This is a genomic window from Rhodococcus sp. AG1013 (genome assembly GCF_003350365.1).
Lineage (GTDB): Bacteria > Actinomycetota > Actinomycetes > Mycobacteriales > Mycobacteriaceae > Prescottella.
In genome coordinates, this window is record NZ_QQAT01000002.1 from 63570 (window position 1) to 78647 (window position 15078).

General features: G+C 66.9%; 14 protein-coding genes. 7 read left to right on the top strand and 7 right to left on the bottom strand.

The genetic code is table 11. From position 1 onward, the window contains the following. Positions 1 to 65: 65 nt before the first annotated feature. From ramB to DEU38_RS02895, 5 genes are read right to left on the bottom strand one after another with little or no spacing between them, the layout of a single operon-like run. Positions 66 to 1475, bottom strand: a complete 1410-nt coding sequence (ramB, locus tag DEU38_RS02875; protein ID WP_114718641.1) for an acetate metabolism transcriptional regulator RamB — start codon at positions 1473 to 1475, stop codon at positions 66 to 68. Positions 1476 to 1519: 44 nt separating this feature from the next. After that, positions 1520 to 2782 carry an RNA polymerase sigma factor gene (locus tag DEU38_RS02880; RefSeq protein ID WP_114718642.1) on the bottom strand — a complete coding sequence of 421 codons (1263 nt, stop codon included), beginning with the start codon at positions 2780 to 2782 and terminating at the stop codon, positions 1520 to 1522. 8 nt (positions 2783 to 2790) lie between these two features. Further along, the gene (locus tag DEU38_RS02885) at positions 2791 to 3150 is read right to left on the bottom strand and encodes a YciI family protein (RefSeq protein WP_258557627.1); all 360 of its coding nucleotides are present in this window, start codon (positions 3148 to 3150) and stop codon (positions 2791 to 2793) included. A 40-nt stretch (positions 3151 to 3190) separates the two neighbouring features. Further along, complete coding sequence (locus DEU38_RS02890; protein WP_114718643.1) at positions 3191 to 3640, bottom strand: hypothetical protein; 450 nt, start codon at positions 3638 to 3640, stop codon at positions 3191 to 3193. Between the two features lie 53 nt (positions 3641 to 3693). Further along, positions 3694 to 4368: a DUF998 domain-containing protein gene (locus DEU38_RS02895; RefSeq protein WP_114718644.1), complete on the bottom strand. Its 675-nt coding sequence runs from the start codon at positions 4366 to 4368 to the stop codon at positions 3694 to 3696. Between the two features lie 109 nt (positions 4369 to 4477). On the opposite strand from DEU38_RS02895, the gene DEU38_RS28810 reads away from it, so the two are divergent. From DEU38_RS28810 to metE, 5 genes are all read left to right on the top strand, one after another. Continuing rightward, positions 4478 to 4762, top strand: a complete 285-nt coding sequence (locus DEU38_RS28810; protein WP_147283448.1) for a hypothetical protein — start codon at positions 4478 to 4480, stop codon at positions 4760 to 4762. A gap of 274 nt (positions 4763 to 5036) precedes the next feature. Next, entirely contained in the window at positions 5037 to 5876 is an 840-nt protein-coding gene (locus tag DEU38_RS02900; RefSeq protein WP_114718645.1) for a hypothetical protein, read from the top strand. 469 nt (positions 5877 to 6345) lie between these two features. Next, positions 6346 to 7635 carry an isocitrate lyase gene (gene aceA / locus DEU38_RS02910; protein ID WP_114718956.1) on the top strand — a complete coding sequence of 430 codons (1290 nt, stop codon included), beginning with the start codon at positions 6346 to 6348 and terminating at the stop codon, positions 7633 to 7635. Between the two features lie 90 nt (positions 7636 to 7725). Further along, positions 7726 to 8622 (top strand): 3-hydroxybutyryl-CoA dehydrogenase, encoded by an 897-nt coding sequence (locus DEU38_RS02915; protein WP_114718647.1) that lies wholly within the window; start codon positions 7726 to 7728, stop codon positions 8620 to 8622. 115 nt (positions 8623 to 8737) lie between these two features. Continuing rightward, complete coding sequence (metE, locus tag DEU38_RS02920) at positions 8738 to 11026, top strand: 5-methyltetrahydropteroyltriglutamate--homocysteine S-methyltransferase (protein ID WP_114718648.1); 2289 nt, start codon at positions 8738 to 8740, stop codon at positions 11024 to 11026. 84 nt (positions 11027 to 11110) lie between these two features. Here metE and DEU38_RS02925 read toward each other — a convergent pair whose 3' ends face one another. Next, entirely contained in the window at positions 11111 to 12643 is a 1533-nt protein-coding gene (locus DEU38_RS02925) for a cellulase family glycosylhydrolase (RefSeq protein ID WP_114718649.1), read from the bottom strand. 197 nt (positions 12644 to 12840) lie between these two features. Here DEU38_RS02925 and DEU38_RS02930 point away from each other — a divergent pair, with 197 nt between their 5' ends. Together DEU38_RS02930 and DEU38_RS02935 are read left to right on the top strand one after the other, a co-directional pair. Continuing rightward, on the top strand, positions 12841 to 13881 hold the full coding sequence (locus tag DEU38_RS02930) for an NAD(P)-dependent alcohol dehydrogenase (protein WP_114718650.1): 1041 nt from the start codon (positions 12841 to 12843) through the stop codon (positions 13879 to 13881). An 86-nt stretch (positions 13882 to 13967) separates the two neighbouring features. After that, positions 13968 to 14189, top strand: coding sequence for a hypothetical protein (locus DEU38_RS02935; RefSeq protein WP_114718651.1), 222 nt, complete (start codon positions 13968 to 13970; stop codon positions 14187 to 14189). 7 nt (positions 14190 to 14196) lie between these two features. Here the strand turns inward: DEU38_RS02935 and DEU38_RS02940 are convergent, their stop codons facing one another. After that, positions 14197 to 15060 (bottom strand): polyphosphate kinase 2 family protein, encoded by an 864-nt coding sequence (locus DEU38_RS02940; protein WP_114718957.1) that lies wholly within the window; start codon positions 15058 to 15060, stop codon positions 14197 to 14199. Positions 15061 to 15078: the final 18 nt, after the last annotated feature.

Sequence of the window (15078 nt, forward strand, 5' to 3'; positions counted from 1 at the left end):
CGCATGAACAGCTGCTCACACGGCCTGACGGAAGCGGTCGTGCTGCCGGGAAGTGCGCTGGTAGATCAGCGAATCGTGTACGGCGACACCGAGCTACGGTGCTCGTTGATGTCGAGATCCTTGCCGAGCGGAGGGAACGCCCGCTGCGGGCAGTTCATCCGCTCGCACACGCGGCAGCCCGCGCCGATCGGTGTCGCGGTTTCGCCACCGAGGTCGAGGCCGTCCGCGTAGACGACGCGCGGCGCGTGCCGCAGTTCGCAGCCGAGGCCGATCGCGAACGTCTTGCCCGGCTGGCCGTAGCGCGACGCGCGACGCTCCACCGTGCGTGCCACCCACAGGTAGTTGCGGCCGTCGGGCATCTGGGCGATCTGCGTCATGATCTTGCCGGGATACGCGAAGGTCTCGTACACGTTCCACAGCGGGCACGTGCCGCCACTGGAGGAGAAGTGGAAACCGGTGGCGGACTGGCGCTTCGACATGTTTCCGGCGCGATCCACCCGGACGAACGACCAGGGCACCCCACGCTGCTTGGGTCGCTGCAGCGTCGACAGGCGGTGGCAGATCGTCTCGTAGCTGATCGCGTAGAACGCCGACAGCCGCTCGATGTCGTAGCGGAAGTCCTCCGCGATCTCGTGGAACTGGCCGTACGGCAGTACCGTCGCGGCCGCGAAGTAGTTCGCCAGGCCCAGCATCGCGAGCGAGCGGGCCTCGTCGGAGGTGAAGTTGCCCTCGTCCACCAGCTTGCGCAGCAGGTCGCCGCACTCGAGATACGCGAGTTCGGTCGCGAACTTGAACACCTGCTGCCCGCCCGACAGGGCGGGGGAGATCTCGAGCAGCCGGGTCTCGGGGTCGTACCGGTGCAGCACGTTCTCGCCGAGATCGATGCGGCGCACGATCTGGACGTCGTGGATGTTCTCGAGCCGGCGGGCGATGCCCTCGGCGATGTCGCCGCGGTGGAACCGCATCCGGGCGGTCAGCTCCTCGGCCGCGGTGTCGAGGTCGTGGATGTAGTTCTGCCGTTGGTAGAAGTAGTCGCGCACCTCCTCGTGCGGCATCGTGATCGAGCCGCTGCCGCTACCGTCGCTGTACCGGTCCTCGGTCGCCGCGGCCAGCTGCGCGGTGGTGTTGCGGTATCGGCGGTGCATGTTGACCATCGCCTTCGCCAGACCCGGGTGCGACGAGACCATCTCCGCGATCTCCTGCGCGTCCGCGTCGATGCCCATGTCGTCATCGAGCGCCACCTCCCGCAGCTCGGCGATCAGACGGGTGTCGTCCTGCGACGAGAAGAACGTGGTGTCGACCCCGAACACCTCACTGATCCGCAGCAGCACCGGCACCGTCAGCGGGCGGACGTCGTGCTCGATCTGGTTGAGGTAGCTGGCCGAGATGTCCAGGGTCTTCGCGAGCGCGGCTTGGCTGAGCCCGCGCTCGGTCCGGAGCTGTCGCAGACGGGCGCCGACGAAGGTCTTGGACATGACGCCAGGGTACGAGCGTGCTGCTAATCGTGCAAAGGTTCGTCTTAACACATGTCCGGATCGGGCGTTTCCGCCAGTCGAGCCGCACGTGCCCGCAGGTATTCCTGCTCGGGGATGCTGGTGGTCTTGCGGGCCGCGGACCGATAGTGGACCGCGGCCCCGACGGTGTCACCCAGACGTTCCAGCAGGTGGGCGCGGACCGCGTCGGGTCGGTGCGAACGCGCGAGGCGGGCGTCGTCGGCGAGGGTGTCGAGCACGCGCAGGCCCGCTTCGGGTCCACGGACCATCGCGGTGGCAACCGCCCGATTGAGGGTTGTCGCCGGGTTGTCCGTCATCGACTCGAGTAGCACGTACAGGCCGAGGATCTGCTTCCAGTCGGTGTCCTCCGCCGTGGGTGCCTCGTCGTGCAACGCGGCGATGGCGGCCTGCAGTTGGTAGGGACCGACAGCGGTCTGCGACATCGCGGTCGTGACGATCGAGACGCCCTCGTCCACGAGTTCGCGGTCCCACCGGGATCGGTCCTGTTCGGCCATCGGGATCAGGCGACCGTTGCCACCGGTGCGTGCTGCCCGGCGTGCGTCGGTGAGCAGCATCAGCGCGAGCAACCCGGACACCTCACCGTCATCGGGTAACACACGATGCACGACGCGCGTGAGCCGGATCGCCTCGCTCGACAGCTCGACTCGCTGCAGATTCGGGCCCGAGGTACTGGTGTAGCCCTCGTTGAAGATCAGATAGAGCACGTGCAGGACGGTGCCGAGACGCGTGGTTCGCTCGTGGTCCTCGGGCATCGCGAACGGCGTACCGGAGCGCTTGATCTGTGTCTTGGCCCGGCTGATCCGTTGGCCGACGGTGGATTCCGGAGTGAGGAGCGCCGCAGCGATCTCGGCAGTGGTCAGACCGCCCACCGCCCGCAGCGTGAGCGCGATCTGCGACATGGTGCTCAGCGCGGGGTGACAACACATGAACAGCACCGTCAGCGAGTCGTCCTCGCCGGCCGATGGGCCGACGTCGGCCGGTGGCGCGAGCACGTCCTGTGCCGTCGTCTGCAGTGCCGCGGTCTCCTCCCGTCGCCGACGTGCCTGGTCGCTGCGGAGCTGGTCGATCATCCGCCGCGAGGCGACCCGGATCAACCAGGGGCGGGGATCAGTGGGTATGCCCGCGCTCGGCCACTGCAGCGCTGCGGCGAGCAACGACTCCTGCACCGCGTCCTCCGCGACGTCGAAGCGGCCGTAGCGGCGTACCAGCGCGCCGAGCACCTGCGGTGCGAGGTCACGCAGCAGGTGCTCGATGCGCGGATCGGCCATCCGGGTTCTCAGATCTCGGCCGGGTCGCCCTCCATGACCGGTCGCAGTTCGACCGTGTCACCGATGGCGTCCACGATGTGGGTCGTGATGGCGAGTGCGCGGTCGTGCGACTCGCACTCGATGATCGAGAAGCTCGCCAGCACCTCCTTGGACTCGGCGTACGGTCCGTCGGAGGCGACCGGAGTCCCGTTCACCCTGCGCACCGTCTTGGTCAGCGAAGGGTCCGAAAGGCCCTGCGTCATAACCAGTTCGCCAGTCTCGGTGAGTTCCCTCTCGAGGTTCTCGTAGAACGCGCACATCTCTTGGAACTCGGTGCTCGTGACGTCCACGGATTCCCAGTCGGCCTGGTTGGTGTAGGCCAGAAGCATGTACTTCACAATCGGCTCCCCTCCGTCGAAGCGCATCGATTCACCGTGCGATCCGGGTCATGGTCGACGGATACCCGCCCCCTCCGGGGTAGATCCACCCGCCGTCGAGGACCGAATCGTCGGCGGAGAACGTCCCACGGAAGTACGCGGGCGAACCCTTCGCCCCGCCCCAGATCGTCAGCGTGTCACCGACAAGATCGTAGACATAGTCGAGCGTGTTGCCCTGGTTGTCGTAGAAGCGGGACACCACGTCCGTACTCCGCTCCTCGCCGAAGGGGCGCAGGTTGCCGATGAGTTCGGTGCCGGTGACTGCTTCGCCGAACTGCTCGAGATCGACGTTCTGCACGAGGAAGTAGCCGCCCTCCATCCATGAATACGTGACGGTTCCTTCGGCGCCGCCGGTGACGCGCCACGTGCCCACGAGCCTGTCGAGGGCGTTCAGTTCGGCAGACGGCTGGGGCACCTGCCGGGTCATGTCCTGCTCGGTCATCGTCGTGTCCTTTCGGGTTCGGTCGATACGGAAATCGGGTGACGGGTGACCGGTCATGCGCGACCGCGGTGGTGGCCGGCGGATCGCGCCAGGTGGAGGGCAATCTCAGAGACCCACGTCCAGCCCACGACCGCGGCGGCAGCGAGGGCGACGGTGAATCCGGTGCGGCCGATGAGGACGTCCGGTGCGAGCAGTGCGAGGGCGACGCCGACGCTGTACACGGCCCAGCCGCGGCGGCCCTGGCGAAAGAACCTGCGCGCGAACACGACACACGCGGCGATGAGCACGAGGAACGCGAGGACCGGTGCGACGCTGTGCAGGATCCCGTGCATGGTGGGCGCGGCCTCGACAGACGAATTCGTCGGGAATCCGTCGGACGGATCCGGGACGAACACTCCCGCCCACACCAGGGTCAGGGCGAAGAATCCGATCAGTCGTGGTCCCCACGTCCGGCCGACACCCCCGACCATGACTCGTCGCATTCCGAGGGCACCGGCGAAGAACAAGACACCCGCCACGACGAAGTTGGCGATCTGGATCCACCCGAACGTGCCCAGGCTCAGCAAGCTCAGTGGGTGTCGGGCCGAATCGAAGCCGTCGCGGGTGAGCAGTTGGGCGGCTGTCACGGTGAGGTACAGCGGCCCCGCCACCACGCCGCACATGAGCAGGCGCCGGCTCTGTCCGGCTGTCGGATGTGCGGCAGGTGCCGCGTGATCGATCGCGGTCATCGTTCTTTCCTCTCCTCGTATCTCGTCATTCGCTGCTACCTCGGAGCACGACGCCGCCTTTCGACATCACTCGACAACTTTTCTTCGCGGAGATTCGTAGGGTGGGCGCATGGGAGCTCCGGGGGTTGTAGGTGTGGTGGCGGCGGCAGGCGTCGTAGTCGTCGTCTGGCTCGTCTTCGCCGGGTTGACGTCGACGGGCGCGCACCGACGCGGACAACGACCGATTCCGGCGGCGGGGTCCGGATTGTTCTTCCCGGTGACGTGGGTGGTCTGGTACATCCGTGACGAGCGACCTTTCGGCGCCGTGACCGGGCCGTCCGCTCGGCGTGGGGACACCCCGCTCGCGGCGCAACCGAACAAACCGGACCGGGACTCCCGAACAGACCGATTATGACGTTTCAGGAACAAGTCTTGACATCTCGGTGATCCTGGAAAATGCTGGGCGACAGCCAAATGCACGTTTTCGTAAAGCATTGGTTGCGAGGCAGTTTGGGTCGCGCGGCGAGGGCCTGCACGTCCCGAGCGGAACGATGTGGACGCCTGCCGCACGACGGGCGTCGCCGGCTCACGTTCGCCCCCGTTGAACAGGGCGTGTGCTGCTCCCTGTCCGGAGGCCGAGGTTCCACAGATGCGGGACCGCCACTCGACCAGGTTCGTCTGAGGTCACGATGATCTTTACCTCGAAGCGCCGTTCGCCGAGCGGGCTCGCCCAGCCGACGCTCCTTGCCCCGCCGTTCTGCGAGGACGACATCACGCCGACAGACTCTGCGGCGGGAGCGGGCGACGAGGCGGGGGAGCTCATCGCGGCGTCGGTGACGGCCCGCTGGCTCGTTCTGACCACTGACATCAACCGGCGTTTCGCACGGGCGCTGCTGCCCGAGCCGTTGATCGTCCCGGAGCGGCCTCGGATCGCGGTGTGGATCGTCGATCCGCTGTCCACCGATTCGAACGACGTCGAGGACCCGTTCGGTCGTCTGTTCGCCGGGCTGTCGTGCAGCTGTCTCCACCCCGGGAGCCGGGAGGGGAGCGCCTACACGTCCGACATCCTCGCCGGCACGCCGATCGAGGATCAGGCGGGCCAGGACATCTTCCGGCTGCCGAGCATTCCGCAGGCCCAACTCGAGCTCGTCAACGGTGTCGGCGGGATGGGTTTCGCGATCGCTCCGGCTGACGGCGGCGGCCGAGGAATCGTCGGCACCGTCGATCTCGCCGACTGCGGATCGCAGAGGACGCAGTTGACGCCCGATTGGCTCGCCCACCAGAGCTGGAACGAACAGTTGATTCTGCGGAACGCCGCGGCCTCCGGCGCCGACACGGCGGATACCGGCGAACTCGTCCACACCCGGTGGAAGGTGACCCGCCTGTCGCCGATCGTGTCGGGGTCGGCCGTCATCGAATGTGCCGAGTTCGGACCCCACGCCTACGAGATGACGCCGTCGGCGAGGCCGCTCGACGCCCGCTACGGCTTCGCAAGAGTTGCGATCGTCGGCGGCGAACCGGGTCGCTAGGGCCTCGAGGGCTCCCCACTGGCCCCACCGACCCCACGGACCCCCTCGGAAAGTATCTGTAACCCTCGTTTTCGATCGTTCCGACGTACGGAACATCTTCGCAACCCTGTGATTGCCCTCACAGGATCCTTCGCAACCCGGCCGGGGACGTCCGTCTGTGTCGGTGCCCACGTGTCCGATTTCACGTTCCGCTTGCCGCCGGGAATCGCCGGCGAACCCCGAGGTAGATGCCTACTTGCGGGTAACTTTCGGTACCTACTCGGCGGTAACCCAAGCAACTGCTTGGCTCTGCAAAAATTAGCAAGCTTTGCAGATTGAAATGAAAAGCTAGCGAAGATTGGCATTAGCAACAGGTAGACGGCGGTTTTCGTCTGTGCCATTGTCGGTTTGTACATCCGAACGGCCTGGCAACGATGTGAAGCAGTACATCCGTACCGGGCAAAGCAGCAGAGAAGAAGTGGAGCTTTCGATGTCGACGACCGGTACTCCGAAGACCGCCGAGCAGATCCAGCAGGACTGGGACACCAACCCGCGCTGGAAGGGCGTCACCCGCAACTACACCGCGGAGCAGGTCGTCAAGCTCCAGGGCACCGTGGTCGAAGAGGCCACCCTCGCCCGCCGCGGCTCCGAGATCCTCTGGGATCTCGTGAACAACGAGGACTACATCAACTCGCTGGGCGCCCTCACCGGCAACCAGGCGGTCCAGCAGGTCCGTGCGGGCCTCAAGGCCATCTACCTCTCCGGGTGGCAGGTCGCCGGCGACGCGAACCTCTCCGGCCACACCTACCCGGACCAGAGCCTGTACCCGGCCAACTCCGTGCCGCAGGTCGTCCGCCGCATCAACAACGCGCTGCTGCGCGCCGACGAGATCGCCAAGGTCGAGGGTGACACCTCGGTCGACAACTGGCTCGCTCCGATCGTCGCGGACGGCGAGGCCGGCTTCGGTGGCGCGCTCAACGTCTACGAGCTGCAGAAGGCCATGATCGCGGCCGGTGTCGCCGGTTCGCACTGGGAGGACCAGCTCGCGTCGGAGAAGAAGTGCGGCCACCTCGGTGGCAAGGTGCTCATCCCCACCCAGCAGCACATCCGCACCCTGACCTCGGCTCGTCTCGCGGCCGACGTCGCCGACGTCCCGACGGTCGTCATCGCCCGCACCGACGCCGAGGCCGCCACGCTGCTGACCTCCGACGTCGACGAGCGTGACCGCGAGTTCCTCGACGGCACCCGCACGGCCGAGGGCTTCTACGGCGTCAAGAACGGCATCGAGCCCTGCATCGCTCGCGCCAAGGCCTACGCCCCGTACTCCGACCTCATCTGGATGGAGACCGGTGTGCCGGACCTCGAGGTCGCGAAGAAGTTCGCCGAGGCCGTCCGCAGCGAGTTCCCGGACCAGCTGCTCGCCTACAACTGCTCGCCGTCTTTCAACTGGAAGGCGCACCTGGACGACTCGACCATCGCGAAGTTCCAGAAGGAGCTCGGCGCGATGGGCTTCAAGTTCCAGTTCATCACGCTGGCCGGCTTCCACTCGCTCAACTACGGCATGTTCGACCTGGCTCACGGCTACGCCCGCGAGGGCATGACCGCCTTCGTCGACCTGCAGGAGCGCGAGTTCAAGGCTGCCGAGGAGCGCGGCTTCACCGCCATCAAGCACCAGCGTGAGGTCGGCGCCGGCTACTTCGACAGCATCGCCACCACGGTCGACCCGAACACCTCCACGGCTGCCCTGAAGGGCTCCACCGAAGAGGGCCAGTTCCACTAGGCCCTCGCCCCGAGGGAGGGATCGGCGGGGTGTCCTCCACGCTGATCCCTCCCGAGGGACCCGACCTCCACTATCCGAAAAGGAGCTGACGTGACCAGCGAAAAGATTCAGCGCGTCGGCGTGATCGGCGCCGGCATCATGGGTTCCGGAATCGCCGAGGTGTGCGCCCGTGCACACGTCGACGTGCTGGTGTTCGAGCAGACCCGCGAACTCGCGGCGGCAGGACGCTCGCGCATCCTGCGCTCGCTCGATCGCGGAGTGAGCAGTGGCAAGATCACCGAGCGGGAGCGGGAGCAGGCCGCCTGGCGGCTGCGCTTCACCTCCGATCTCGGCGACTTCGCCGACCGGCAGCTCGTAGTGGAGGCCGTCGTCGAGGACGAGAAGATCAAGAGTGAGATCTTCACCGAACTCGACTCGATCGTGACGGACCCGGACGCGGTGCTCGCGTCGAACACGTCGTCCATCCCGATCATGAAGCTGGGTATCGCCACCAAGGCGCCGGAGCGTGTGATCGGCATGCACTTCTTCAACCCGGTGCCCGTCCTTCCGCTCGTCGAGCTGGTCACCACGCTCAAGACCAGCCCCGCGGTGTCGGAGCGAGCGGAGGCGTTCGCGAGTGAGCTGCTCGGCAAGCAGGTCGTGCGTTCGGCGGACCGTTCCGGTTTCGTCGTCAACGCCCTGCTGGTGCCGTACCTGCTCTCCGCGATCCGCATGGTGGAGTCCGGCTTCGCCACCAAGGAAGACGTCGACAAGGCGATGGTGCTCGGATGTGCGCACCCGATGGGTCCGCTCGCGCTGACCGATCTGGTGGGACTTGACACCGTCAAGTCGATCGCCGACTCGATGTACGAGGAGTTCAAGGAGCCGCTGTACTCGGCCCCGCCACTGCTGCTGCGGATGGTCGAGGCAGGGCTCGTCGGCAAGAAGTCGGGTGCCGGCTTCTACGAATACGCCGACAACGGCCGTGTCACCAAAAAGGCAAGCTAGACAGCACTTTACGGCAACACCAGCCCGCTCCTCGGCGCCCGTGCGCCTTCTCCGCACTCTCGGCAGCGGAAAAGGCGTACGGGCGCAAGGTGCTTGAAGGGAAAGGTCGATCCGCATGTCCGCCGCAAACACCGCCGGGTACGGATCCAGCGTCCTCGGATACCCCCGCATCGGGCCCCGTCGCGAGCTCAAGCGGGCCCTCGAGGCCTACTGGCACGGGACCGGCACCAAGGCCGAACTCGTCTCCGTCGCACAGGAACTGCAGGAGCAGACGTGGAGCGAGCTGGCCGCCACCGGGCTGACGCAGGTTCCCGGCAACACGTTCTCGTACTACGACCACGTGCTCGACAACGCGCTGCTGTTCGGTGCGGTCCCGGAGCGTTTCGCCCCGCTGCAGGGTGAGCTCGACCCACTCGACTTCTACTTCACGATGGCTCGCGGCCGGCCCGACTTCCCGCCGCTCGAGCTGGTGCGCTTCTTCGGCACCAACTACCACTACCGTCAGCCCGAGCTGGACGAGCGCACCACCTTCGAACTGCATTCGGAGACGCTGTTCGACGAGTTCGAGCGGGCCAAGGCGCTCGGTATCGAGCTGCGACCGGTGGTTCTCGGGCCGATCTCGCTGCTGCTGCTGTCGAAGATCGCACCCGGATCCACCCAGGAGGGGTTCACGACCCTCGATCTGCTCGATCAGCTCCTGCCGCAGTACGAGAAGCTGTTCGCGCAGCTCGCCAAGGCCGGTGCCACGTGCATCCAGCTCGACGAGCCGTGCTTCACCGAGGACCGGTCCCCCGAGGAGTTGGCAGCGCTCGGCCGCACGTACGAGACGCTCGCACACGCCCCGCTGCGTCCGCGCATCCTCGTCACCGGACCGTACGGACACCTCGGCGACGCGCTGCCGATCCTGGCTGCCACCCCCGTCGAGGCGCTCGGCCTGGACCTGATCAACGGCCGCATCACCGCCGAGGAACTCGCGAAGATCCCCGGCATCAGGCGCAAGCGGATCTACGCCGGCATCGTCGACGGCCGCAACGTGTGGCGCGTCGACCGGTTCAACACCCTGACCTACCTCAACCAGATCAAGGACGTCGTCCCGGATCTGGTCGTGTCGACGTCGTGCTCGCTGCTGCACGTCCCGTACGACGTGCTCATGGAGTACGACATGCCCGGTGACGTCGCCGACCGCCTCGCCTTCGCGAAGCAGAAGGTCGGCGAGGTGGTCTCGCTCGCGAAGGCGCTCACCGAGGGTCCGTCGGACCGTTGGCGCAAGAAGCCGACGTCGGTGCACTTCAAGCAGAAGCACGACGTCCGGGCGCGGGTCAATGCGATCACGTCCGCGCACCGCGTCCGCGCACCATACGAGGAGCGTCGCGTCGCGCAGCAGGCCCGGCTGAACCTGCCGTCGGTGCCGGCGACCACACTGGGCTCGTTCCCGCAGACCGATGCGATCCGTCAGGCCCGCTACGACCTGGGCCAGGGGCGTCTCGGCTGGGACGAGTACTACAAGCGCATCCAGGACGAGATCGCCCGCACCATCGCGTTGCAGGAGGACATCGGCCTGGACGTGTTCGTGCACGGCGAGCACGAGCGCAACGACATGATCCAGTACTTCGCGGAGTTGCTCGACGGCTACGCGTTCACCCACAACGGCTGGGTGCAGGCGTACGGTTCGCGGTGCACGCGCCCGCCGGTGCTGTACGGCGACGTCCGGCGGCCCGAGCCGATGACGGTGGAGTGGATCTCGTACGCGCAGTCGCTCACCGACAAGCCGGTCAAGGGCATGCTCACCGGTCCGGTCACGATGCTGGCGCGCTCGTTCGTGCGCCAGGACCAGCCGCTGCACGAGACCGCGGACCAGTTGGCGCTCGCGATCCGGGACGAGATCGCCGACCTCGAGGCCGCGGGCATCGCGATCATCCAGGTCGACGAGCCGGCCATCCGGGAACTGTTGCCGCTGCGGGAAACCGGGCGCAAGGAGTACCTGGACTGGGCGGTCGACGCGTTCCGTCTCGCGACGGGCGGTGCCAAGCCGGAAACGCAGATCCACACGCACCTGACGTACTCGGGCCAGCGGTCGGTGGTCGACGCGATCGAGCGACTCGACGCCGACGTCACCGCGATCGTCGCGACGCGTTCGATCGGCTGGGTACTCGACGCGATCAAGGAGAAGGCGCTCACGCACGGCGTCGGACCCGGTGTGTACGAGAGCCGTTCGGCGCGGATCCCCGACATCGACGAACTCGACGCCCTGCTCACCGAGGCCGCCGAATCGGTGGACCTCGACCGGCTGTGGGCGAACCCCGACGGCGGGCTCAAGACCCGCCACTACTGGCAGCTCGAGCCGTCGCTGCGCAACCTGGTTGCGGCGGCCCGGCGCTTGCGGCGGCGTGCCGCGCAGGGGTAGGCGCGCCGATCGAGCAGTGCACCGGGACCGGACCGTCTGCGGGTCCGGTCCCGGTGCGCTGTCTTCTCTGCGGTGACGCTGCGGCTAGGACCCGGCGCTGCTGGATGACCCGGCGCTGCCGGATGACCCGGAACTACCGAGTGACCCGGTGCTGCCCGACGATCCCGTGCTGATCGGCCCGTCCGGCACCTCGGCCCCCGGCGACCCGGGCCGGTGGACCTTCACGGTCACCGGTCCACTGCCGTCGGCGGCGACGGTGACGATGCGGGCACCGGCCGCGGACGTCACGTGTCCGCCGTCCACCTGCACCTCGTAGCCGTCGGGGTAGTGCAGGTCGGAGACGTAGATCTCGGTGGGCCGCGTCGCCACCCGCGGCGTGTACCGGTAGGCGAAGTCGCCGTTGTCGGCGTCGAAGATCATCCGACCGGGATCGCCCGCCGTGGCCTGCGGGTAGGTCCGAACGAGCTGCCGGCCGACGTCGCCGAGGAACGGGTCGGTGACGTTGTTCGACCCGAAATGCCAGTACTGCCAGCCGATGAAGCGTTCGTCGGCGCGCGCGAGGGTGTTCCGGAGGACGGTCGCGTCGCCGTCGCCGAACTCGGTGACCACGGTCGGGATGTCGGCGCGCGCAGTGATCGCGTCGATGTGGGACCACGTGAGGTCCTGTTGTGGGACGCAGAGGCTGCGCAGGGCCTCGGGCAGCCCGAGATAGATGGCAAGTTGGCTGGGGATGCAGTAGTCGTGCGGCGCGAAGACGATGTCCGGATCACTCAGGGCCGGGGTCCTGGGTGGGTTGGCGAGATTGGACGGCATCATCTGGTTCCACGTGACGTTCGGCTCCCAGTACACGGGGATCGTCGGATTCTCGGCGCGGACGGCATCCGTCAGCTTCTGCATCGCGCCCTGGTACTTGCGGTCGAAGTCGGGGCACCCGTTGGGGAAGCAGGTCAGGAACGGCGAGCCGGGCCAGGGTTCGTTCATGAGTTCTATGCCCATCACGCCCGGTTTGCCCTCCACTCGCGCGGCCAGTGCGCCGAGCGCGGTGCCGAGATAGTCGAGCGCGCCGTGCGTGTTGTTCCAGACCTCGTCCCAGCCGGCATTCATGCTCGGCATCACGTAGTACAGCGGGAAGCCGGGATTCGGTTCCCATGCCTCCGGCCGCGACTCGATCGCCCACGCGGGGAATCCGTTGCCGCCCCACGGCTTCGAGAGCCCGTCCTGATGATTGTCGAGCAGAACGTGGATGCCGCGCGCGGTGAGTGCGTCGACCACTCCGGTGATCCGGTCGAGGTAGGCCTCGTCGATCTGCCCCCGGGCGGGCATGAGCGCGTCGAATGAGGTCCCGAGCCTTACCGTGTTGAAGCCGTGCTCGACGAGCATGTCCACGTCTCGGGACGTGAGGTTCTCACCCGGCGGCAGGTACGGGGCGTCCTTGTCGACGTTGTTGACACCGTGCAGCAGCACCGTCCGGCCGTAGCCGTCGACGAGTTGCGTCCCCTCGGCGTGCAATGCGGTCGCGGGCGTGGACGGTGGTTGCGCGGCGGCCGTGCCGCCCGTGGTGAGGAAGAGCGCGGACGCCGCGATGACCGCTGCGAACGCTGAGCCAGGTTTACACATTCGATCCCTCGGTTCACGTTGGGTGAGAAACTCTCGGGCAAGATGTGGACAACTGTTCAGTTGTGGCGATGCTAGAGCGGCGGAAGTCGCGTGCGGGGCGTTTCGGTGGAATTGGTCCCGGGGTATCGGCGCAGGTCAGTGGATTTCCGGCGGCGCCCGTTGTGTGTCACTCCCCGATGACGGGTAGGCATGTACGCATGCTTACCGTCTCCGCCTACGCCGCGAACTCTGCCGACGCGCCCCTCGAGAAGACCACCATCGAACGTCGTGACGTCGGTCCGCGCGACGTCCTCATCGAGATCAAGTACGCGGGTATCTGTCACTCGGACATCCACACCGCGCGCAACGAGTGGGGTGCGACCAGCTATCCCGTCGTGCCGGGCCACGAGATCGCCGGCATCGTCACCGAGGTCGGATCCGAGGTGACCCGGCACGCCGTCGGTGACCGCGTCGGCGTCGGCTGCTTCGTCGACTCGTGCCGCGCCTGCGCCAGCTGTGAGGCCGGTGAGGAGCAGTACTGCGAGAACGGCGTCGTCGACACCTACAACACCGTCGGTCGTGACGGAAAGCGCACGGCCGGTGGATATTCCACGCACGTCGTCGTGAACGAAGAGTTCGTTCTGTCGATCCCCGACGGCCTCGCGCTCGATGTCGCGGCACCGCTGCTGTGCGCCGGCATCACGCTGTACTCGCCGCTCGCCCACTGGGGTGCCGGCCCGGGTAAGAAGGTCGCGATCGTCGGCCTGGGCGGTCTCGGCCACATCGGCGTCAAGATCGCGCACGCGATGGGCGCCGAGGTGACCGTGCTCAGTCAGTCGCTGAGCAAGAAGGACGACGGCGTGCGCTTCGGCGCCGACCACTACTACGCGACCGCGGAGAAGGAGACCTTCAAGACGCTGCGCGGCCGGTTCGACCTGATCCTCAACACCGTGTCGGTGAACCTCGACATGGACCGGTACCTGTCGATGCTCGCGGTCGACGGCACCCTCGTCGAGCTGGGGCTGCCCGAGAATCCGATCAGCGTCCGCGGATTCTCGCTGCTCAAGAACCGGCGCAGCCTCGCGGGCTCGCTCGTCGGCGGCATCCCGCAGACGCAGGAGATGCTCGACTTCTGCGCCGCGCACGGCATCGGTGCGGAGATCGAGGTGATCCCGGCCGAGAAGATCAACGAGGCCTACGACCGCGTCGTCGCCAGCGATGTGCGATACCGGTTCGTGATCGACGCGGCCACTTTCTGATATTTGCCGTACCTGTTGCCCCTCCTCGATGCGGCGTAGTTTCGTGTCACAGGCCTCGAAGCCCGACATCGAGGAGGGAGCATCAGATGACTCTGAACGACTTCGCAGGGTGGGCCGGATACGCACTGGCCCTGGTCGGCATCGCCACGCTCGGACTGTTCCTCGTTGCCGCAGGCGGCGGATTCGCGGGATGGGCCCTGATCGCCGGGCTGGTCAGCTTCCTGTGCCTGGCCGGATCGGCATTGATCTTCGGCGGGGTCACCCACCACGACCACAAGGTGCACCACAGCACGCCGCACATGCTGTAGACGGTCGTCAGGAGCGCGCCAGGCGCTCCTTCTCGACGTCGATGTCGAACTCGGCCTCGGGCCAGTCCAGGTCGAGCCGGGACAGTGCGTCGATCAACAGTTCCGTCACCGCAATTCTGCTGTACCACTTGCGATCACACGGCACGACGTACCACGGTGCGTACTCGGTGGACGTCTTGTCCAGCATCGCCTGATATGCCTGCTGGTACTGCGGCCACAGCGCACGCTCGGTGACGTCGCCCGGGTTGTACTTCCAGTACTTGTCGCGACGCTCCAGGCGCTCGGCGAGTCGCGCCTTCTGCTCGTCGAGCGAGACGAACATCGCGACCTTCACCAACGTCGTGCCGCTGTAGACCAGTTCGCGCTCGAACAGGTTGATCTCGTCGTAGCGTCCGCGCCACACCTCCGGTGGCACGAGGTCGTGGACACGAACCACCAGGACGTCCTCGTAGTGGGACCGGTCGAACACCCCCAACTGGCCGCCGCGGGGGAGGGCCTTGTTGATCCGCCACAGGTAGTGGTGGCGCTTCTCCTCCGGCGTCGGCACCCCGAACGCGGCATGGTCGACGCCCTGCGGATCGACATGGCCGATGACGTGCCGGACCATGCCGCCCTTGCCCGCGGTGTCCATGCCCTGCAGGATCAGCAGCACCGAACGCTTGTCTCCTAAGCGGCCGTTGGCGTACAGCTTCTCCTGCAGCGCCGACAGCGCCGCGCCGCGTTCCTCGAGCATCCGCTCGCCGTCGGCCTTGTTGCCGGTGAAGCCCGGGGTGGTCTTGGCGTCGATCTTCGCGACCTTCGTGTGCGGTCCGGCGCGAAGCGCCTCGGCCGCCGGTGTGGTCCACAGTGCGCTCTGCGAGTCCGCTCCCATGAATCCGAACTGTGCCAC

Bases quoted from the DNA above. Each gene is read 5' to 3' on its own strand.
- DEU38_RS02880 (WP_114718642.1), bottom strand. From the start codon at position 2,782: ATGGCCGATCCGCGCATCGAGCACCTGCTGCGTGACCTCGCACCGCAG.
- DEU38_RS02930 (WP_114718650.1), top strand. From the start codon at position 12,841: ATGCTTACCGTCTCCGCCTACGCCGCGAACTCTGCCGACGCGCCCCTC.
- DEU38_RS28810 (WP_147283448.1), top strand. From the start codon at position 4,478: ATGGGAGCTCCGGGGGTTGTAGGTGTGGTGGCGGCGGCAGGCGTCGTA.
- DEU38_RS02935 (WP_114718651.1), top strand. From the start codon at position 13,968: ATGACTCTGAACGACTTCGCAGGGTGGGCCGGATACGCACTGGCCCTG.
- DEU38_RS02925 (WP_114718649.1), bottom strand. From the start codon at position 12,643: ATGTGTAAACCTGGCTCAGCGTTCGCAGCGGTCATCGCGGCGTCCGCG.
- DEU38_RS02895 (WP_114718644.1), bottom strand. From the start codon at position 4,368: ATGACCGCGATCGATCACGCGGCACCTGCCGCACATCCGACAGCCGGA.
- aceA (WP_114718956.1), top strand. From the start codon at position 6,346: ATGTCGACGACCGGTACTCCGAAGACCGCCGAGCAGATCCAGCAGGAC.
- DEU38_RS02940 (WP_114718957.1), bottom strand. From the start codon at position 15,060: ATGGGAGCGGACTCGCAGAGCGCACTGTGGACCACACCGGCGGCCGAG.
- ramB (WP_114718641.1), bottom strand. From the start codon at position 1,475: ATGTCCAAGACCTTCGTCGGCGCCCGTCTGCGACAGCTCCGGACCGAG.
- metE (WP_114718648.1), top strand. From the start codon at position 8,738: ATGTCCGCCGCAAACACCGCCGGGTACGGATCCAGCGTCCTCGGATAC.
- DEU38_RS02890 (WP_114718643.1), bottom strand. From the start codon at position 3,640: ATGACCGAGCAGGACATGACCCGGCAGGTGCCCCAGCCGTCTGCCGAA.
- DEU38_RS02885 (WP_258557627.1), bottom strand. From the start codon at position 3,150: ATGCTTCTGGCCTACACCAACCAGGCCGACTGGGAATCCGTGGACGTC.
- DEU38_RS02900 (WP_114718645.1), top strand. From the start codon at position 5,037: ATGATCTTTACCTCGAAGCGCCGTTCGCCGAGCGGGCTCGCCCAGCCG.